We start from the raw sequence: 13,957 nt of genomic DNA on the forward strand, positions 1-13,957 counted from the left end.
GTGATGGCGCCTCGTGGCGCACGAGGGCGTACTTGAAGTCGATGCGGGCCCGCACGGCCTCTGCTGCCTGCCGGTCGGTGAGCCCCTCCACGAACTGCAACACCAGCACCAGAGCAAGCCGGCCCGGCGACCATGCCGGCTTCCCCCGGGCCGGGTAGAGGTCCGAGAACTCCTCATCCTTGAACAGCGGCCCCAGCTCATCACGGACCCGGATCGCCAGGCTCCCCTTCGGGAACGCCGCCCGCGCCACCCGCACCGTGTCCGGCGGAATCTCCCCCGGCGTCTTCGGCTGCATCGACATCGACACCCACCCCACACAACAACGTCGGCCTTCAAGACCACAACCAGGTCTTGAAGGCCGACGTCACGCGAAGCCCCTGCGCCTGTACGACGAGAACCGGGAGGCAACCCGCCAGGAGCGACTGGGGCGCCCTACCGCCGGTCAGCCCGGGCGGGGGCACCGGGGGCCGGCAGCAGTCGCGGAATCGTCCGGACGTAAGCGACCATGCCGATCACCTCGACGAGGGTCTGGGTGACCACGACGACCGCGGCGACGGCCAGCGAGTCGGGAAGGGCCAGGGCGAGGGGAAGCACGACGAGGGAGTTGCGGGTCGCGCCGGTGAACACGACGGCCCGCCCGTCGGGGGCGTCGAGGCGAAAGACGCGGGCGACAGCGAGCCCGGCGAAGGCCATCACGGCGAGGAACAGGACGTAGAAGGGCACCACCTTGGCCACGTCGGAGAGGCTGTCGCCGAGCTTGGGAACCTGCGAGGCCACCACGGTCAGCAGGGTCGCAGCCATCAGCGGGACCATGGTCGTGCCCATCGCGTCGGCGAACTTCTGCCCGGCGGGGCGGCGGCCGGCCCAGCCTTGGGTGAACCAGGCCAGGGCGAGCGGGACGACGATCAGGATCACGAACGCCTCGAGGAACGGCCCGGCTTCCACGACGTCGGCCAGGCCGGAGCCCATGAACAGGAACAGGAAGAGGGGCAGCAGGATCATCTGTGCCAGCAGGAGCAGCGGAGTCGCGGCCAGGAGGCGCTGGCTACTCCCGCCGGCGAGGCCCGAGAAGACGATGACGTAGTCGACGCACGGGGCCAGCAGCACCAGCAGCACCCCCAGCCGGACGGCCTGGTCGGCCGGCAGGAACGGGAACATGCCCGCCACGACCAGCGGCACCACCACGAAGTTGACCACCAGCGCGGCGGTCAGGAACCGGCCCGCCCGCAGCGAGCGGAGCAGGTCGACCGCGGGCACCTGCAGGAAGGTGACGTAGAGCAGGACGGCGAGCACCGGGTTGATGGCGTGCTCCAGGCCCGGCCCGGCGCCGGGGGCGGCCCAGCCGACCAGGGCGCCAGCCGCGAGTGCGCCGAGGTAAACGGCGACCTGGTGGTGTTCCATCCGCTCGACCAGACCTCGCGGTCCCTGCTCCGCCACCACCTTGCCGACTCCCTTGCGCTCTGCTGTACCCCGGGCCCCACGGCCCGGCTCGGAGACCATCGTCCCAGGCCACAGGGCACAGGCACTCCGGCGAGGTTTCTTACCCCCGGGCCGGACCTGCCCGCTCGGCCCGCTGCGGGCGGGCCAGTGCCTCCAGGGCGAGGAGTACGACCGCGGCAACGACGACGTGCATGACGCTGAGCGCGATCGTGCTGGGCACATCGAAACCGGTGGTGAACGTCTGCACCGTCGTGGCGAGCGCGGCACCCACCCCCACGACCTGGGCCGAGCGCAGGACGAACCGCCGCCGCCCGGCCGCCGCCAGCAGTACGGATAGCGCCAGGCCGCCACTCAAGGGCAGCACCGTCATGGTGATCACGCCCTGCGGCGCGGTGGTGGTGTGCAGCGTCCCGTCGGCCTCGACGTATTGGAAGGACCCGCCGAAGGCCAGGCCCACCAGCCACAGGGCGAGATTGACCCCCAGAGCGGCGGCTACCGCCCCCGCGATGACCGCGGCCGGAGGCCGGTCCGCGATCCGGCCGAGGGACCTGCCCCCAGCATGTACGTCCCCAGGCATGGGGGATCTCCGATCTGCACAGACGATGCCGACACGAACACCAGGGCACTCACTGCCTGGGGACAGCGGGAACGGACCGCGCCCGCCCCAGGGCTCTACCGTGCGTCCGGGCCGCCGACAACCAGAGGCTCCGCCGGCCTGTGACAGCCGCACCCGTCCCCGCCAGCGGCCTTCGGCCCGCAAGAGCAGGACCGGGAGCTGCGGCGCTGGCCGTACCACCAGGCCCCGGCTGCAAGGACGGCCAGGACGACGGCGACGGCGGGCAGCCAGCCCACCACGGCCCCGGCGCCGGCACCGACGACCCCGGCGGTGATCAGGACGGGCAGGGCGCAGCACGCCACGCAGGCCAGAGCGGCCAGGCCGCCCAAGGCCTTCGGCGCTCGCTGGGGGCGCGGGTCAGCAGCAGGGTCCGGCATGGCGGTTCTCCTCGGCGAGGTCGGTGAAGGGGATGGGGCAGCAGGAACTTCCGGCGCAGACGGTCAGGTCGTCGCAGCCGGCCTCTACGGCCGCGGACAGCGCGCTGCGGATGGTGGTGAGGTCGGCGATCTTCGCGTCGACCTCGGCGAGCTTCGCCGCGGCCCGCTCCTGGAGCCCGGCCACGGGGCGGCCGTGCCGGTGGCGGCCCGCCTCCAGAAGTTCGGCGACCTCCTCCAGCGTGAACCCCAGCCGCTGCGCCGCCTTGATCACCCGCAGCGCGGTCACTGCCTCCTCGCCGTACAGGCGGTGGCCGCCGTTGCTGCGCTCCGGCTCGGCCAGCAGCCCACGGCGCTCGTAGTAGCGCAGGGTCTGGATGTTCACCCCGGCCGCCTCGGCGACCTGCCCGCTGCGCAGCCCCGCGCTCACCGCGGGCCCCCGGCCGCCGTCCGGGAGGCCAGGGCGTCCAGGACCGCGGCGTGCTCCTGGTCCACCCCGATGTCCAGGCCGACCCGGTCGTCCTCGCCCAGGGTGACGGTGAAGGCGAAGAACGAGCAGCAGCCGCCCTCCCGCTCCACCAGGCCCCGCACCCGCTCCTCGACACCGGGCCCGCCGGCCAGGTCCAGGCGCAGCTTCAGCGGTCCGGGACGCGACACCGCGACCAACCGCTCGGCGAACAGCCCGTCCCACTCCGCAACCCGCAGCGGCTGCTCCTCGGTGGGCAGCGTGCAGGACTGCGGCACCCACGCCAGATCACTCATCGTGCTCACTCCCGTCGTCACGTCCCTGGTGGGGACACCTCCGACGGTAAACCTGTACCTAGGTACAGGATGCAAGCCCCCGCCGAGGTGGGGACAGAAGAAGCCGCCGCGATGGACGGAGCGTGCAGCCGCAGTCCCTACCCTGCCACGCTCGCAGCCGTCCCTTCGCGGAAGTGCCAGCTGCTCGTGGACAAAGCCACCCCGGATTGGCCAACAGCGTCCTGCACGGTTCCTGGGGCCTGGCCTGGGGGTTGTTGAGCTATGGGGGTGTCAGGTGCGGGATCAGCCGTTCGGCTGGCTGTCCTGGTTGGCTTCTCGACGGCGGCGCAGGGCGAGCAGCGCGCCGCCGCCCGCGCTGATCAGCAGTCCGGCGCCGGCGAGTAGCCAGGACGTGGGGTCTGCGCCGGTCTGGGCAAGGGAGCCCTTCGGGGCGGGAGAAGCGGTGCTCGAAGCGGTCTCGGTCGGCCGCGGAGCAGCCGAGGTCGGCGTTGTCGCCGAGGGGGTGGGGGCGGCGGTCGTGGCGGGGGTGGTGGGGGTGCCGGACGGTGTGGCCGGGGTGGTCGGTGCGGTGGGTGTCGGGGTGGTGGGCGGGTGGGTCGGCTGGTCCTTCTTGGTGTTGGTGAAGGCGGCGGTGGTCTTCTCGCCGGGCTTGGCAGTGATTTTTACGGGGGTGGAGTTGAGCTGGTAGCCGTCGGGGGCCTTGGTCTCGGTGGCGGTGTAGGAGGTGCCGGTGCGGGAGGAGACGTCGAGCTTGGCAGTGGCGGTGCCGTCCTTGCCAGTGGTGAGCGTGAGCGGCTTGCCGCCGCCGGCCTGTGGGGTGATGTTGATGACGGCGCCGGCGAGCGGCTTGCCGGTGTCCTTGTCCTTCTTGGTCACCGTGACTTCGGCAGGCTTGAACGGGTCGACGACGGTGAGCTTGGCACTCTGGCCGGGGGTGACGACTATGTCCTGGTCCGGGGCGAGGTCGTGGATCGGGCTGCCGGAGTTGATTTCCTTGAGACGCCACACACCTGGGGTGACGCCCTCGAAGCGCAGGATGCCATCCTTGCCGGTCCTACCGGTGAGGGCCTTGGTGCCGTTGAGGGTGTCGAGCAGAGAGAACTCCGCTCCGGCCAGGAGGTCGCCGCCGGGATCCTTCTTCGTGATCTCGATGTGGCCGGGCTGCGGTTCGGGGGCTTCAGCCCAGGCGGACGGTGCCCAGGTCAGGGTGCCGGCGGCGAGGGTGGCCGCGGCGGCGACGGCTGCCGGTGCGGTGTGGCGGGAATTGGTGCGGGTACGCATGCGGTGGAACAGTCTCCTGATGTGGCGGTGGGGGTGCACTGCCGGAATCCCTTGACGGGGCCGGGACGGACGTCAGGGGGTACGGCCAGATACGACCTGGCCGAGTGCCGGGGCAGGCACAGCGGGCCGGATGGTGGGCGCGCTAGTCAGAACCGGCTGTGCCTGGGGAGCGCGGTAGCGGTGAGCTGCGGCCTTGACCAGGGAATGCTGGTCTTCCAGGCTCAGGGCGTCGATGCGGGCCAGGGCCGCGGCGGTGCCGGGACCGTACGGGCGTCCGGCGGTCTGGGTGATGTGGGCGACAGCCTCGGCCTCGGCCAGGACGCCGTACTCGATCGGCAAGCCGAGGGTGTCGCGGACGCCTTCGCGGGCGTAGCGCAGGTTCTGCGAAACGGGGATGCCGTCGAGGGTGCCGTACTCGGCGAAGTCGAAGACGAGCAGGGTCGCCTGGTTGAGCAGGTCGAGGAAGTCGGTGTCGGCGGCCCAGAAGCCAGCCGGGTGTTGCAGCCCGGGCGCGTCGAGGGTGTCTCTGCCTTACTCGTCCGCTCGCGCTGGTGTCCGGTAGAGGGTGCGGTCGGTGGGTGGGTCCACATCGCGGTGAAGTCGGTGACGGCCTGCCGCAGTCCGGTGAGGTCGGCGCCCCGCCAGGGCGCCGGGCCGGAAGACTGCCAGTCGCGGATGCGGGCGTAGCCGTCGTGGCCCGGGGACTTGCCGCGTGCGGCGTCTCGGTGGGTGAAGGTGTGGTGGTCGGCGAAGGCGAGGGTCTCCACGTGGAGGGCGCCGCGCTCGGGGTGGATCACGGTCAGGCGCAGTCCGTCGTACTCCCCGTGGCGGATCGTCGGGGCGAAGTCGATGCGCAGCCGCAGTGCCGAGCCGTCGGCGAGGGCGGCGTAGTAGCGGTCACCGATGACGGTGCTGGTGGCAAAGGACAGGTTGAGTTCGGCGAAGAACTCCTTGGCGTGCAAGGGCACGTGGGCTCCGGGGTACGGGGTCAGCGGCGGGCGGCGGCTGGGTGAGTGCTGGAGCTGGTGCTCCAGCGGGGGACGCTGGTCGTGGTGAGGGCCGGCCGTGGCCTTGCCTTGGTGCGGCGGTGTACGTCCAGCGGGGTCGGTGCCGGCGGCGGGGGCGGGACGACCGGCGTGAGCTGGACGTGCGGGCGCAGCAACGGGCTGAGGAAGCTGTCCCAGCGGGCGACCGGGGCCGGGTCGGCGAGCGCGGTGGTGACCGCGGCAACCAGCGGCACGGGAGTTCCGGTGGAGGCGGTGGCGTACCAGCGGGGGCCCTTGGGGCCGCCTTCCATGTACCAGCGGGCCTGCAGCGTGGTGATCTCCTGCTGCGGGTCGAGGCGGCCGGTGGCGTACTCCAGGCCGGCCATGCCGTCGGGGGACCGTAGGGCCAGTGCGGAGCCGTAGCCCGTGTACTGGGGCTTCCACCGTTCGTCCAGGAGTGGGGCAATGGCGTCGTACCGGTCCTGTTCGGCGCCGTTGTGGAGGTAGGCCCCCGGGCCTGCGGCGTACGCGGTGGCGAGGGCGGTGGTGAAGGCGGTGACCAGTTCGGTGGGGGCGGTGTCGTTGAAGCAGACGCCCCAGGCGGGTGCGGCGAAGGGGTCGGTGTAGGCGGTGATGCGCCACAGGCCGTCGTCGTCGCCTTCGGGGAGGAAGCCGAGGCGGACCTTGCGGTCCGGGGAGGCGAGGTAGAGGTTGCCGTATTCGTCGTTGTGGCGGTCGAAGCAGAGGTCGAACAGCGGCTTCAATGCGGGGTCGACGTTCGCGGCGCCACCGGCGAGGTAGCGGGGGGTTACCCACACGTCGCCGTCGATGTCGGAGGGGTCGGTCAAGGGGTTCCAGGTCTAGGGGTTCAGGCGGCGGGTGCGACGGTGATCGTGGTGTGTCGGGTGGCCGCGTCGATGCGTTCGCGGGCCTGCTCGGCGTTGGCCGCGGTGACGACGAGGAGGCCGACGCGGGCGACGTCGACGTCGCCCTCGGGCGGGAGGGTGACCTGGTCGCCGACGTCGAGGATCCAGTTGGTCTGGTGCAGCCAGTCGGCCTCGGCGAGGGCGGGGGCGATGCCGCGGGCGGTGACGGTGCCGGAGGTTTCGGGGTAGAGCAGGGCGATGGCCGCGGCCTGGTGCCGGGTTGGGGTGAGGTCGGGGCGGTGGCCGAGGGCGAGGTCGGCGGCGGCTCGGGGCAGGTCGATGCCGGTGGCGAGCAGGACGAGCTTGCCGATCAGGTCGCCGCCGATCCGCGCGTTGACCTCGACGATGCGCGGTCCGCTCGCCGTGAGCCGCATCTCCACGTGCTGGATGCCGTTGGTGACGCCCAGGGCGGCGACGGCGGCCTGGGCGACGGGGCCGACCTGGGGCAGCAGTGGGTCGGCGGCGTCCACGGTGTGGCCGGTCTCCTCGAAGTACGGGGCGAAGCCCAGTTGCTTGCGGGTGACGGCGACCGGGGTGGTGATGCCCTGGTGGGTGACGCACTCGACGGAGATCTCCTCGCCGTCGAGGTACTCCTCCACCAGCACCGCGGTGGACTCCCCGCCGTGCAGGTGGGCGCCGGTGGTGGCGAAGTCGAAGGCGGAGGGGAGGTGTTCGGGGGCATCGACGCGGATGACGCCGACGCTTCCGGCCTGGCCTGCCGGTTTGACCACGACCGGGTAGCCAATGACCTGGGCAGCCGCTGCAGCCTCCAGGAGGCTCGCGGCCTTGATCGAGGTGGCGGAGGGTACCTGGTGGCGGTCGAAGAGGGCCCGGCTGGTGGCCTTGTCACGGCAGGCCCTCAGGATGCCGGGCCGGTCGCCGGGCAGGCCGAGGTGGCGGGCGAGGCGGCTGGTGTTGACCAGCAGGGTCTCGTTCCAGGTGAGCACGCCGACGACCGGGTGCCGCGCGGCCAGCACCTGCCCTGCGGTGAGGAGGGCCTCGAGGTCGTAGGGGTCGGCCTGTTCGTGGTCGGTGACGTGGGGGTGTTCCCAGGTGAGGGGGGTGGGGGTGATGACGACGGCGTCGTACGTGTTGGCGACGGAGGCGAGGCAGTAGCCGCGGTACAGCTCGTCGCTGGGGGCGACGACCAGGACGACGGGGCGTCCGGTCGGCTGACGGAGCGGTCGGGGATCGGTCAAGACGCGGGGTCCTTGTCTGCGGGGGCGGGATGGTGGGCGGCTTCGAGGAGGGTCTGCATGTCGGTGACCAGGCCGCCGGGTGCCCGCAGCAGGCGGGCCAGGGCGTCGGCCTGGTCGGCGGGCAGGGTGTGGAGGCGGCTGGTCAGGGTGCGCAGCAGGGCGGCGGCACAGGCGGCCTGGTCGGCGGTATAGGCGGAGACGGCCGCCGGCTGGTCGTTGGGCATGGGCAGTTCCATGGGGGTCAGGTGGTGGCCGGGGCCAAGGGGTGGCGGTCGCGCATGGCGGGTTCGCGGCGCAGGCGCCAGAAGGCTGCGGCGAGGCCGAGGGCCTGGAGGGCGGCGCAGGCGGTGAGGACGTGGCCGAGGAAGCCCGGTGGGGTGAGGGCGACGAGGATGCCTGCGAGCGGGAACGGCAGGAGCATCACGAGGATGGTGATGCTCAAGGTGGCGCCGAAGACCTGTTCGGGGATGAGGTGGGAGCGCAGGGTACGCAGCACGACGGTCATGCCGCCCTCCCCCGCCATCAGTACGGCGGTGAGCACCAGGAACTGGGTGTAGGTCCCGGCCTGGGATACGGCGAGCCCGGCCGCGGCGGCGACGAGGGCGCTGGCTGCTCCGGTGGGCCACAGGCCGACGCGGTCGATAGCGAAACGGCAGCAGGCGACCGTGAGGAGCGAGGCAGCTGCGGCGGCGGACCAGATGACGCCGACGGCCGCGCTGGAGTACCCGTAGCTCTGCACGACGATGATCGGGGCGGCGGCCTGCAGCATGCCGGTGGCGACGTTGGAGACGGTCAGTCCGGCAATCAGCCAGGCAAGCGCCGGCAGGGAGATAAGGGTCTTCCAGCCGGTCGCCAGTCCGGTCAGCGCGGAGGCGGCCGGGTCCACCAGACGCGGCTCGCGGTGCCACGGGGCGAGGATCGCGCCGAGGAGGGAGAAGGCGGCGATGGTGACCAGGGTGCCGGTCACCCCTGCCCAGTGCAGCAGGAATCCTGCGGCGGCAGGGCCTGCGAGGGTGGCGGTCTGGTCGATGCCCAGCAGCACCGACTGCACCCGGTGGGCGCGCTCGCCCGCGTCCCGGCTGGCGGTGGCGCCGGCGGTCTCGGCCGCGATGTAGGAGAACTCGGTGACCACCCCGGTGACGGCGGCGAGCGCCATCACCGTGACTGTCGCACCCACGCCGTCGACCTGCGGCAGGAGGCACGCGGCGGCCAGCACCACCAGGGCCCGCAGTACGGAGGCGATACGGAAGACGCGTTTGGTGCCGTGCCGGTCGACCATCGCCCCGGCCAGGGAGAACGCCGCGAGGCGGGGAATCCACTCCAGGGCGAAGGCCAGGCCGGTCAGGGCCGCCGAGCCGGTGGTGGCCAGCACGGTCAGCGGGATGCCGTACGTGGTCATGGCGAACGCCGCAGCGTCGGCGTTGCGGGGGAGGTAGATCCGGCGCAGCAGGGACAGCTGCGGCAGGAGGGCGTGCCGGGGGCCGGCGGTCACGAGCTCGGTGGTCATCGTCGCTTTCTGGAAGGCGCACTGCCCGCTGGGTCAGCGGAACGAGAAGGGGGTACGGGCTACGGGCGGCGCCGTGCCGGCGGCGGGGCGGGCGCGTGTGAGGGGGTTGCCTGCGGGGTGCGCTGCTGCGCGGCGGTGTGCAGGTCCGCGTAGGAGTTGGTGAGCAGCTTGAGCAGGCGGATGCCGTCACCGCGGCGGGCGACGAGCATGTCGATCTCGACGCCGACGTACTGCAGGACGCCGTCGGTGGCCGTGTGGCGCACTGTGTCCCGCCCTGTAGTGATCCGTTCCAAGGAGCGAAGCGCCGTTTCGGCGCGGGCGAGCAGTTGTTGCTGGATCTCGTCGACCTGCATGGCCGTGTCGCGGATGAGCTGGGCCACAGCGGCGAGGGCGGTGCCCGGCGGGTGGGATGCGAGGGATGTGAGGGGGACGCCCCGAGTGGCGAGCGCCTGCGTGGCCACGCTTGTCCCAAGGCACTCGGTCGGCCCGGTCGGCACCTTCACGCGGCGAGCCCCAGTCCCTGAGGTGTGTCCTGCCGGACCGGCTCCGTGCTCAGGTCGGCGCCGTGGTCGTCGGCCCACTGCGACAGGGCGGCCCGTACGGCGTCCAGCCCGGCGCCGGCCTCGCCTTCCAGCCCGGCCGTATCGGTGGTGGCGGGGTGCTGGGCGAGGAGGGTGAGGGTGGACTGGACGCGGGTGGTGAAGTCGCTGACGGGGTGGGGGTAGTGGTGGGCGCGGGCCCAGCGGGCGGCGGTGTCGTACACCTCGGCGAGGTCGCGTCCGGCGCTGGTGAGGGCGTAGCAGGTGTTGCCGCCCTGGCTGGTGGTGCGCAGCAGGCCCAGCCGCCGGCTGGTGGTGGTGGCGCGGGTGAGCTGGCGGCGTGAGAGGCCGTGCAGGGTGGTGGCGAGCATGCGTCGCTGGAGGCGGCCGTTGTCGTCGATTTCGCTGATGAGGCGGATCAGCCCCGTGTGGGCCAGGGCCCGGGCGAAGCGGGGCATCGGGGAGGCCGAGGTCGAGGTGGGGACGGTGTTCATCGGGTGCGGCCTCCTGCCGGTGCGGGGGTGATGGGGCGGGTGGGGGCGGTGTGGGAGAACAGGTCGCCCGGCTTCCACGCGGCCTGCGTCGGCCGGGGCGGCTCCGATGGCCGGCGGGGCTGGGTGGTGAGCCACACGCCGGGCCCGGCGCTCGTGGCCAAGGACGGCTCTGGCGCCGGCCCCCCGACCGGGTGGTCTCCGGCCTCCGCCAGTGGGCGGCCGGCCGCCCAGGCGGACAGGGCCCGGTAGACGGGTGCCAGGTTCCGGCCGGCCGCGGTCAGCTCGACGTGGCCGTCGCGGTGGCGGTCGCGGGTGATCAGGCCGTCCTCGGCCAGCCGGGTCAGGGGCTGGTAGATCACGGAGAGGCTGGAGTCGGGCATGACGCTGGCGGCGATGGCCTTGGCGCTGGAGGCGCCGCGGGCCTGGAGCGTCCACAGGATCGCGGTGGCGTGCCGGGGGGCGAGCAGCGTGAGGGTGTCCTCGATGTCCTGGGCCTTGGGCACCGCCTTGGGCACGCGCTGTCCCGTCGTCGGGTCCACGGCGGTGTCCTTCTCCAGGTGTGTCTGGCCCCAGCGGGCCACTTCCGTCAGCACCGGAAAGACCGCCTTGCCACGGGCGGACAGGCCGTAGAGGACGTTGCGCCGGTCGAGGACGGTGCGCTCGACGAGGCCGGCGTCGGTCAGCTTGCGGAGCTTGGGGTGGAGCTGGCCGTCGACGAGCCAAGGCAGGCGGGTCTTGATGTCGCTGTAGCGCAGGGGCTGTTCGGCCACGGTCATCAGCACCCACACGTTCCAGCGCGGGGCCAGCATCTGCAGGCTTTCGGTGACGCGGGACAGGTCGGCGGCGACGGATTCGGGCAGGCCGGGGGTAGGCAAAGGGTGCTCCTGGAACGTGGGTGGAGGAAGGTTCAGCGAGTCCGTGCGGCGGCAGCGGGGGCCGGAGGGCCGGGCATGGCCGGGGCTTGTTCTGCGGGTGCGGGGGTGCGGTGCAGGCTCTGCAGGACGGCGGAGGTGTGCTGGGCCTGGGAGTCGCGGACGGCTACGGCTTCGCCGATGCGGCGGGCGCAGTCAAGGAGGTGTCCGGCGGTGAAGCGGCCGATCTCGCGGTCGGGGTGGGTCAGCTGGCGAATGCGCTCGGTCTGGAAGGCGATGTCCCGTTCGGCGAACTCGACCGCGGACAGGGAGCCGAGGAGCGCGGCCAGCATGCTGGCGTGGCCGGTAGCGTCTGCGTGGGCTTCGAGTTCGACACGGGGCCGGCCGTAGAGGGCTTCGATGCGTTCGGTGATGGACTGGGAGGTGCGGTGGGGCAATCAGCGGCCTCTCGTTGCGGGCTGTGTCGGTAAAGCAGCCGGGGCAGGACGGGGGCTCAGCCGGGCCGCGAGACGCTGCTGGTCGAACGCGACCGGCCGATGGGAGCGGACGCCCGGGGCCGGCATCGTCTTGAGGAGCTCGCCCAGGGCGGTGAGGTACTCGCCTCGGGCGGACAGGGCGGCGTCCATCCACTGCGAGTCCATCCGCAGTTGCGCGGCCGACAGCTCGTTCATGTCGCGGTCCGGGGCCATGGCGGCATACACGCGGCCCCGGACACGGGCGACCTGTTCCTCGGTCAGCGCGAGGAAGGAACGCAGCTCCAGCGCCCGGGCTACCGCCGGCGGAGCGATCCCGGCCGCGACCTGCGCGTACAGCTCGCCGACCGGGGCGCCGAAGACCTCTTCGAGACGGGTGTCCTGGCTGGAGGGCTTGGTGGAAGTGCTCATCGCACAGCTCCTCTCAGGGGCACCGTGGTGGCGGCGGGGCGGGCGACCGGCGTGGCATGGATGGCCGGGGCCAGTGCCGCCGTGCGGGACGGAGCGGACCAGGCGGTGCGGTTGCCGGGGGCGTTGCCGTCGAGGAGGTAGCGCACGACCATGGCGCGGCCGTCGCGGACGGAGACCGCCGCGTTCACCTGGTGGGCCAGGGCCATGGCCGCATCGTCCAGCTCGCCTGGCGTGCGGCCGAGTTCCTCCACGAGGGCGTCCTCGGCTCGGGTGAGGGCTTCCTGGGCATCGGCGAGATGCCCGTACCAGCGGACGACCGAGGCCGCGCCGGGGTCGGCGCCCGGTGCCGCCGTGGCCGCGGCCCGCAGCTCGTCGAGCGTCATCCCGTAGCGGGCTTCGATCTGCTGGGTGATGGTTCTCACGACGTCGTCGGACTCCGGTGCTTGGGACACCGTGGTCTCCTCTCCAGAAGAAATTGGGCATGCCTCGCCCAAGGCGCAGGGCAAGGGTGGGAAGCCCGGGCAGCGGATGTCCGCCGGGCTGATTCAAGAGTCCGGACAATCCCCGGTTTGGCTAACCGGGGATGTGCTGATAACTTCCGCCGCCGCGTGGTCAGCGGGACGGCCCCGGTCGCGGACTCGTGGCAGGGGCCGGGGGGCGTGCCGGCGCCATTGGAGTGCGTGTGACCGGTGGCCCAAGCGGCGGCGGTGTCGGGAGCGGGGTGTCGCGGTCCTCCAGCCACGCGTCGGCGGCCTCGAAGGTCTCGAAGGCGCCTTCGCGCAGGGTGTGGGTCCAGGTGTCGGTGTCCACCTGCTCCAGCAGGACGCGGTACGGGTACGGCGCCCGCTCGTCGAGGGCCCGCAGCAGCACCGTGATCTCCGGCCTCGGGCCGGAATCCTCGGTGTAGCTGAACAGGAGGGCGAAGTTGTCCCCGTCGCCCGTCAGCCGCCGCTCCAAGGATGCGGTGGTCTCGTCCGCCGGCCTCGTACCCATCCCCTGCGGCAGGCCTATGCCGTCGGCGGGGCAGCCGCGCTTGATCAGCCAGGACTGGGCCATCGAGACCAGCGGCAGGCGGACGAAGTCGGCCGTGAAGATGCGGGCTGTGGTGTCGCGCGTCAGGTGCAGGGCGATCAACTGCGGCTCGCCGGGGATGCCCCAGGTCGCGGTGCCGTCGTGGAGTGCGAAGAAGCTGGTGCGCCCGTCCGGGCTGTGATGGGAGGCCAGCACGGTCAACATGTCGGAGTTGACCTCCATGGCGGACCGGAAGCTCTCGCCCATCGCGGGGTTCGCGGGCTGCAGGCCGTCGAGTCGGAAGTCGGGCGTGTAGTCGGGTGGTGGCATACGGGTCCGTTCGTCGTACGTGGGGGTGGGAGGGCCGGTCAGCGATGGGCCCGTCTGGCAGGGGAGGGCCAGGCTCCGGCTCGCACGGCAGGAGTCGCCCCGGCCGTGTCCGCACGCGGCGTGCCGGTGAGGGTGGCGCGTCCGGCCTCGGTCAGGGTGAGGGGGACACCGGCATGGACGGGGCGGGAGGCATCCCGCGCAACCAGGCCGGCCGACTCGAGCCGCTGGAGTGCCGAGTAGGCGATGCGGGTGCCGGAGGACGTGACGACCGACAGCCGCTGCGTCAGCAGGTTCTCGTGGAGCTTGGCCCCGCGGGCGATGGCCAGCAGCGCGGCAGTGTCCGGGGCCGACAGGTCCGATGGCACGCAGGTGTCCGGACGGTCGGGGCCGGCGGACTGAAGTTCGGCCACGACCGCAAGGACGGCGTCGCGGTGGGTGTCGCGGGTGGCCGCGGCCTGCCGCAGGTGGCCGATGGACCGGTCGATGCGGTCCGCGACCGTGGTGTCCACGACAGGCTCGTGGAACAACAGCCGGCGCAGGTGCTCGCGGTGGTAGTCCACGGCCCGCTGCGCCTGCCGCATCAGCCGGTGGGCGTCGGCCAGGGCCGCCGTCGGCTCGTCGAGGAGGCCCCGTTCGTGGTATTCGGCGAGGTCGGTGACGCTGTGACCGGTGGCGGCGTGGATCCGGTCGGCGAGCGCCGCATCCGGTGCCGAAGAGGCGGGTGGTGGGGTGGAGA

General features: G+C 72.4%; 18 protein-coding genes and 1 pseudogene. 1 reads left to right on the top strand and 18 read right to left on the bottom strand.

Going from position 1 to position 13,957, the window contains the following annotated elements; translation table 11 throughout:
- Positions 1 to 25: 25 nt before the first annotated feature.
- From AB0469_RS01185 to AB0469_RS01210, 6 genes and pseudogenes are all read right to left on the bottom strand, one after another.
- Positions 26 to 301: pseudogene (locus AB0469_RS01185) on the bottom strand (transposase); the annotation flags it as partial.
- A 131-nt stretch (positions 302 to 432) separates the two neighbouring features.
- Entirely contained in the window at positions 433 to 1,401 is a 969-nt protein-coding gene (locus AB0469_RS01190) for a bile acid:sodium symporter (protein WP_366449176.1), read from the bottom strand.
- 139 nt (positions 1,402 to 1,540) lie between these two features.
- A complete protein-coding gene (locus AB0469_RS01195; protein ID WP_366449177.1) occupies positions 1,541 to 2,017 on the bottom strand; it encodes a DUF6069 family protein in 477 nt (158 codons plus the stop codon).
- 396 nt (positions 2,018 to 2,413) lie between these two features.
- On the bottom strand, positions 2,414 to 2,860 hold the full coding sequence (locus tag AB0469_RS01200; protein ID WP_366449178.1) for a MerR family transcriptional regulator: 447 nt from the start codon (positions 2,858 to 2,860) through the stop codon (positions 2,414 to 2,416).
- Positions 2,857 to 3,192, bottom strand: coding sequence for a hypothetical protein (locus AB0469_RS01205; RefSeq protein ID WP_366449179.1), 336 nt, complete (start codon positions 3,190 to 3,192; stop codon positions 2,857 to 2,859). The genes AB0469_RS01200 and AB0469_RS01205 overlap by 4 nt, the downstream gene beginning before the upstream one ends.
- Positions 3,193 to 3,474: 282 nt before the next feature.
- Positions 3,475 to 4,473 carry a SpaA isopeptide-forming pilin-related protein gene (locus AB0469_RS01210; protein ID WP_366449180.1) on the bottom strand — a complete coding sequence of 333 codons (999 nt, stop codon included), beginning with the start codon at positions 4,471 to 4,473 and terminating at the stop codon, positions 3,475 to 3,477.
- Positions 4,474 to 4,677: 204 nt separating this feature from the next.
- On the opposite strand from AB0469_RS01210, the gene AB0469_RS01215 reads away from it, so the two are divergent.
- Positions 4,678 to 5,160 carry a hypothetical protein gene (locus AB0469_RS01215; protein ID WP_366449181.1) on the top strand — a complete coding sequence of 161 codons (483 nt, stop codon included), beginning with the start codon at positions 4,678 to 4,680 and terminating at the stop codon, positions 5,158 to 5,160.
- Positions 5,161 to 5,461: 301 nt separating this feature from the next.
- Here AB0469_RS01215 and AB0469_RS01220 read toward each other — a convergent pair whose 3' ends face one another.
- The 12 genes from AB0469_RS01220 to AB0469_RS01275 form a co-directional block, all read right to left on the bottom strand.
- Positions 5,462 to 6,307: a DUF317 domain-containing protein gene (locus AB0469_RS01220; RefSeq protein ID WP_366449182.1), complete on the bottom strand. Its 846-nt coding sequence runs from the start codon at positions 6,305 to 6,307 to the stop codon at positions 5,462 to 5,464.
- A gap of 20 nt (positions 6,308 to 6,327) precedes the next feature.
- Complete coding sequence (locus tag AB0469_RS01225; protein WP_366449183.1) at positions 6,328 to 7,584, bottom strand: ATP-grasp domain-containing protein; 1,257 nt, start codon at positions 7,582 to 7,584, stop codon at positions 6,328 to 6,330.
- Positions 7,581 to 7,808, bottom strand: a complete 228-nt coding sequence (locus AB0469_RS01230; protein WP_366449184.1) for a hypothetical protein — start codon at positions 7,806 to 7,808, stop codon at positions 7,581 to 7,583. The genes AB0469_RS01225 and AB0469_RS01230 overlap by 4 nt, the downstream gene beginning before the upstream one ends.
- 17 nt (positions 7,809 to 7,825) lie before the next feature.
- A complete protein-coding gene (locus tag AB0469_RS01235; protein WP_366449185.1) occupies positions 7,826 to 9,091 on the bottom strand; it encodes an MFS transporter in 1,266 nt (421 codons plus the stop codon).
- A 59-nt stretch (positions 9,092 to 9,150) separates the two neighbouring features.
- Positions 9,151 to 9,471 carry a hypothetical protein gene (locus AB0469_RS01240; RefSeq protein WP_366449186.1) on the bottom strand — a complete coding sequence of 107 codons (321 nt, stop codon included), beginning with the start codon at positions 9,469 to 9,471 and terminating at the stop codon, positions 9,151 to 9,153.
- 119 nt (positions 9,472 to 9,590) lie between these two features.
- On the bottom strand, positions 9,591 to 10,124 hold the full coding sequence (locus tag AB0469_RS01245) for a regulator (RefSeq protein WP_366449187.1): 534 nt from the start codon (positions 10,122 to 10,124) through the stop codon (positions 9,591 to 9,593).
- Complete coding sequence (locus tag AB0469_RS01250) at positions 10,121 to 10,999, bottom strand: winged helix-turn-helix transcriptional regulator (RefSeq protein ID WP_366449188.1); 879 nt, start codon at positions 10,997 to 10,999, stop codon at positions 10,121 to 10,123. Before AB0469_RS01250 ends, AB0469_RS01245 begins: the two co-directional genes overlap by 4 nt.
- 32 nt (positions 11,000 to 11,031) lie before the next feature.
- Positions 11,032 to 11,433 carry a hypothetical protein gene (locus AB0469_RS01255; RefSeq protein ID WP_366449189.1) on the bottom strand — a complete coding sequence of 134 codons (402 nt, stop codon included), beginning with the start codon at positions 11,431 to 11,433 and terminating at the stop codon, positions 11,032 to 11,034.
- Entirely contained in the window at positions 11,434 to 11,880 is a 447-nt protein-coding gene (locus tag AB0469_RS01260) for a hypothetical protein (RefSeq protein WP_366449190.1), read from the bottom strand. It lies immediately after the preceding gene.
- Positions 11,877 to 12,332, bottom strand: a complete 456-nt coding sequence (locus AB0469_RS01265) for a hypothetical protein (protein WP_366449191.1) — start codon at positions 12,330 to 12,332, stop codon at positions 11,877 to 11,879. The genes AB0469_RS01260 and AB0469_RS01265 overlap by 4 nt, the downstream gene beginning before the upstream one ends.
- A 160-nt stretch (positions 12,333 to 12,492) precedes the next feature.
- Positions 12,493 to 13,221, bottom strand: a complete 729-nt coding sequence (locus AB0469_RS01270) for a hypothetical protein (RefSeq protein WP_366449192.1) — start codon at positions 13,219 to 13,221, stop codon at positions 12,493 to 12,495.
- A gap of 38 nt (positions 13,222 to 13,259) precedes the next feature.
- Positions 13,260 to 13,802 carry a hypothetical protein gene (locus AB0469_RS01275; protein ID WP_366449193.1) on the bottom strand — a complete coding sequence of 181 codons (543 nt, stop codon included), beginning with the start codon at positions 13,800 to 13,802 and terminating at the stop codon, positions 13,260 to 13,262.
- Positions 13,803 to 13,957: the final 155 nt, after the last annotated feature.

Origin of the sequence: Streptomyces sp. NPDC093801 (assembly GCF_040701585.1) — a bacterium.
Taxonomy (GTDB): domain Bacteria; phylum Actinomycetota; class Actinomycetes; order Streptomycetales; family Streptomycetaceae; genus Streptomyces.

Bases quoted from the DNA above. Each gene is read 5' to 3' on its own strand.
- AB0469_RS01190 (WP_366449176.1), bottom strand. From the start codon at position 1,401: ATGGAACACCACCAGGTCGCCGTTTACCTCGGCGCACTCGCGGCTGGC.
- AB0469_RS01260 (WP_366449190.1), bottom strand. From the start codon at position 11,880: ATGAGCACTTCCACCAAGCCCTCCAGCCAGGACACCCGTCTCGAAGAG.
- AB0469_RS01270 (WP_366449192.1), bottom strand. From the start codon at position 13,221: ATGCCACCACCCGACTACACGCCCGACTTCCGACTCGACGGCCTGCAG.
- AB0469_RS01205 (WP_366449179.1), bottom strand. From the start codon at position 3,192: ATGAGTGATCTGGCGTGGGTGCCGCAGTCCTGCACGCTGCCCACCGAG.
- AB0469_RS01215 (WP_366449181.1), top strand. From the start codon at position 4,678: ATGCTGGTCTTCCAGGCTCAGGGCGTCGATGCGGGCCAGGGCCGCGGC.
- AB0469_RS01275 (WP_366449193.1), bottom strand. From the start codon at position 13,802: ATGCGGCAGGCGCAGCGGGCCGTGGACTACCACCGCGAGCACCTGCGC.
- AB0469_RS01195 (WP_366449177.1), bottom strand. From the start codon at position 2,017: ATGCCTGGGGACGTACATGCTGGGGGCAGGTCCCTCGGCCGGATCGCG.
- AB0469_RS01235 (WP_366449185.1), bottom strand. From the start codon at position 9,091: ATGACCACCGAGCTCGTGACCGCCGGCCCCCGGCACGCCCTCCTGCCG.
- AB0469_RS01245 (WP_366449187.1), bottom strand. From the start codon at position 10,124: ATGAACACCGTCCCCACCTCGACCTCGGCCTCCCCGATGCCCCGCTTC.
- AB0469_RS01230 (WP_366449184.1), bottom strand. From the start codon at position 7,808: ATGCCCAACGACCAGCCGGCGGCCGTCTCCGCCTATACCGCCGACCAG.
- AB0469_RS01210 (WP_366449180.1), bottom strand. From the start codon at position 4,473: ATGCGTACCCGCACCAATTCCCGCCACACCGCACCGGCAGCCGTCGCC.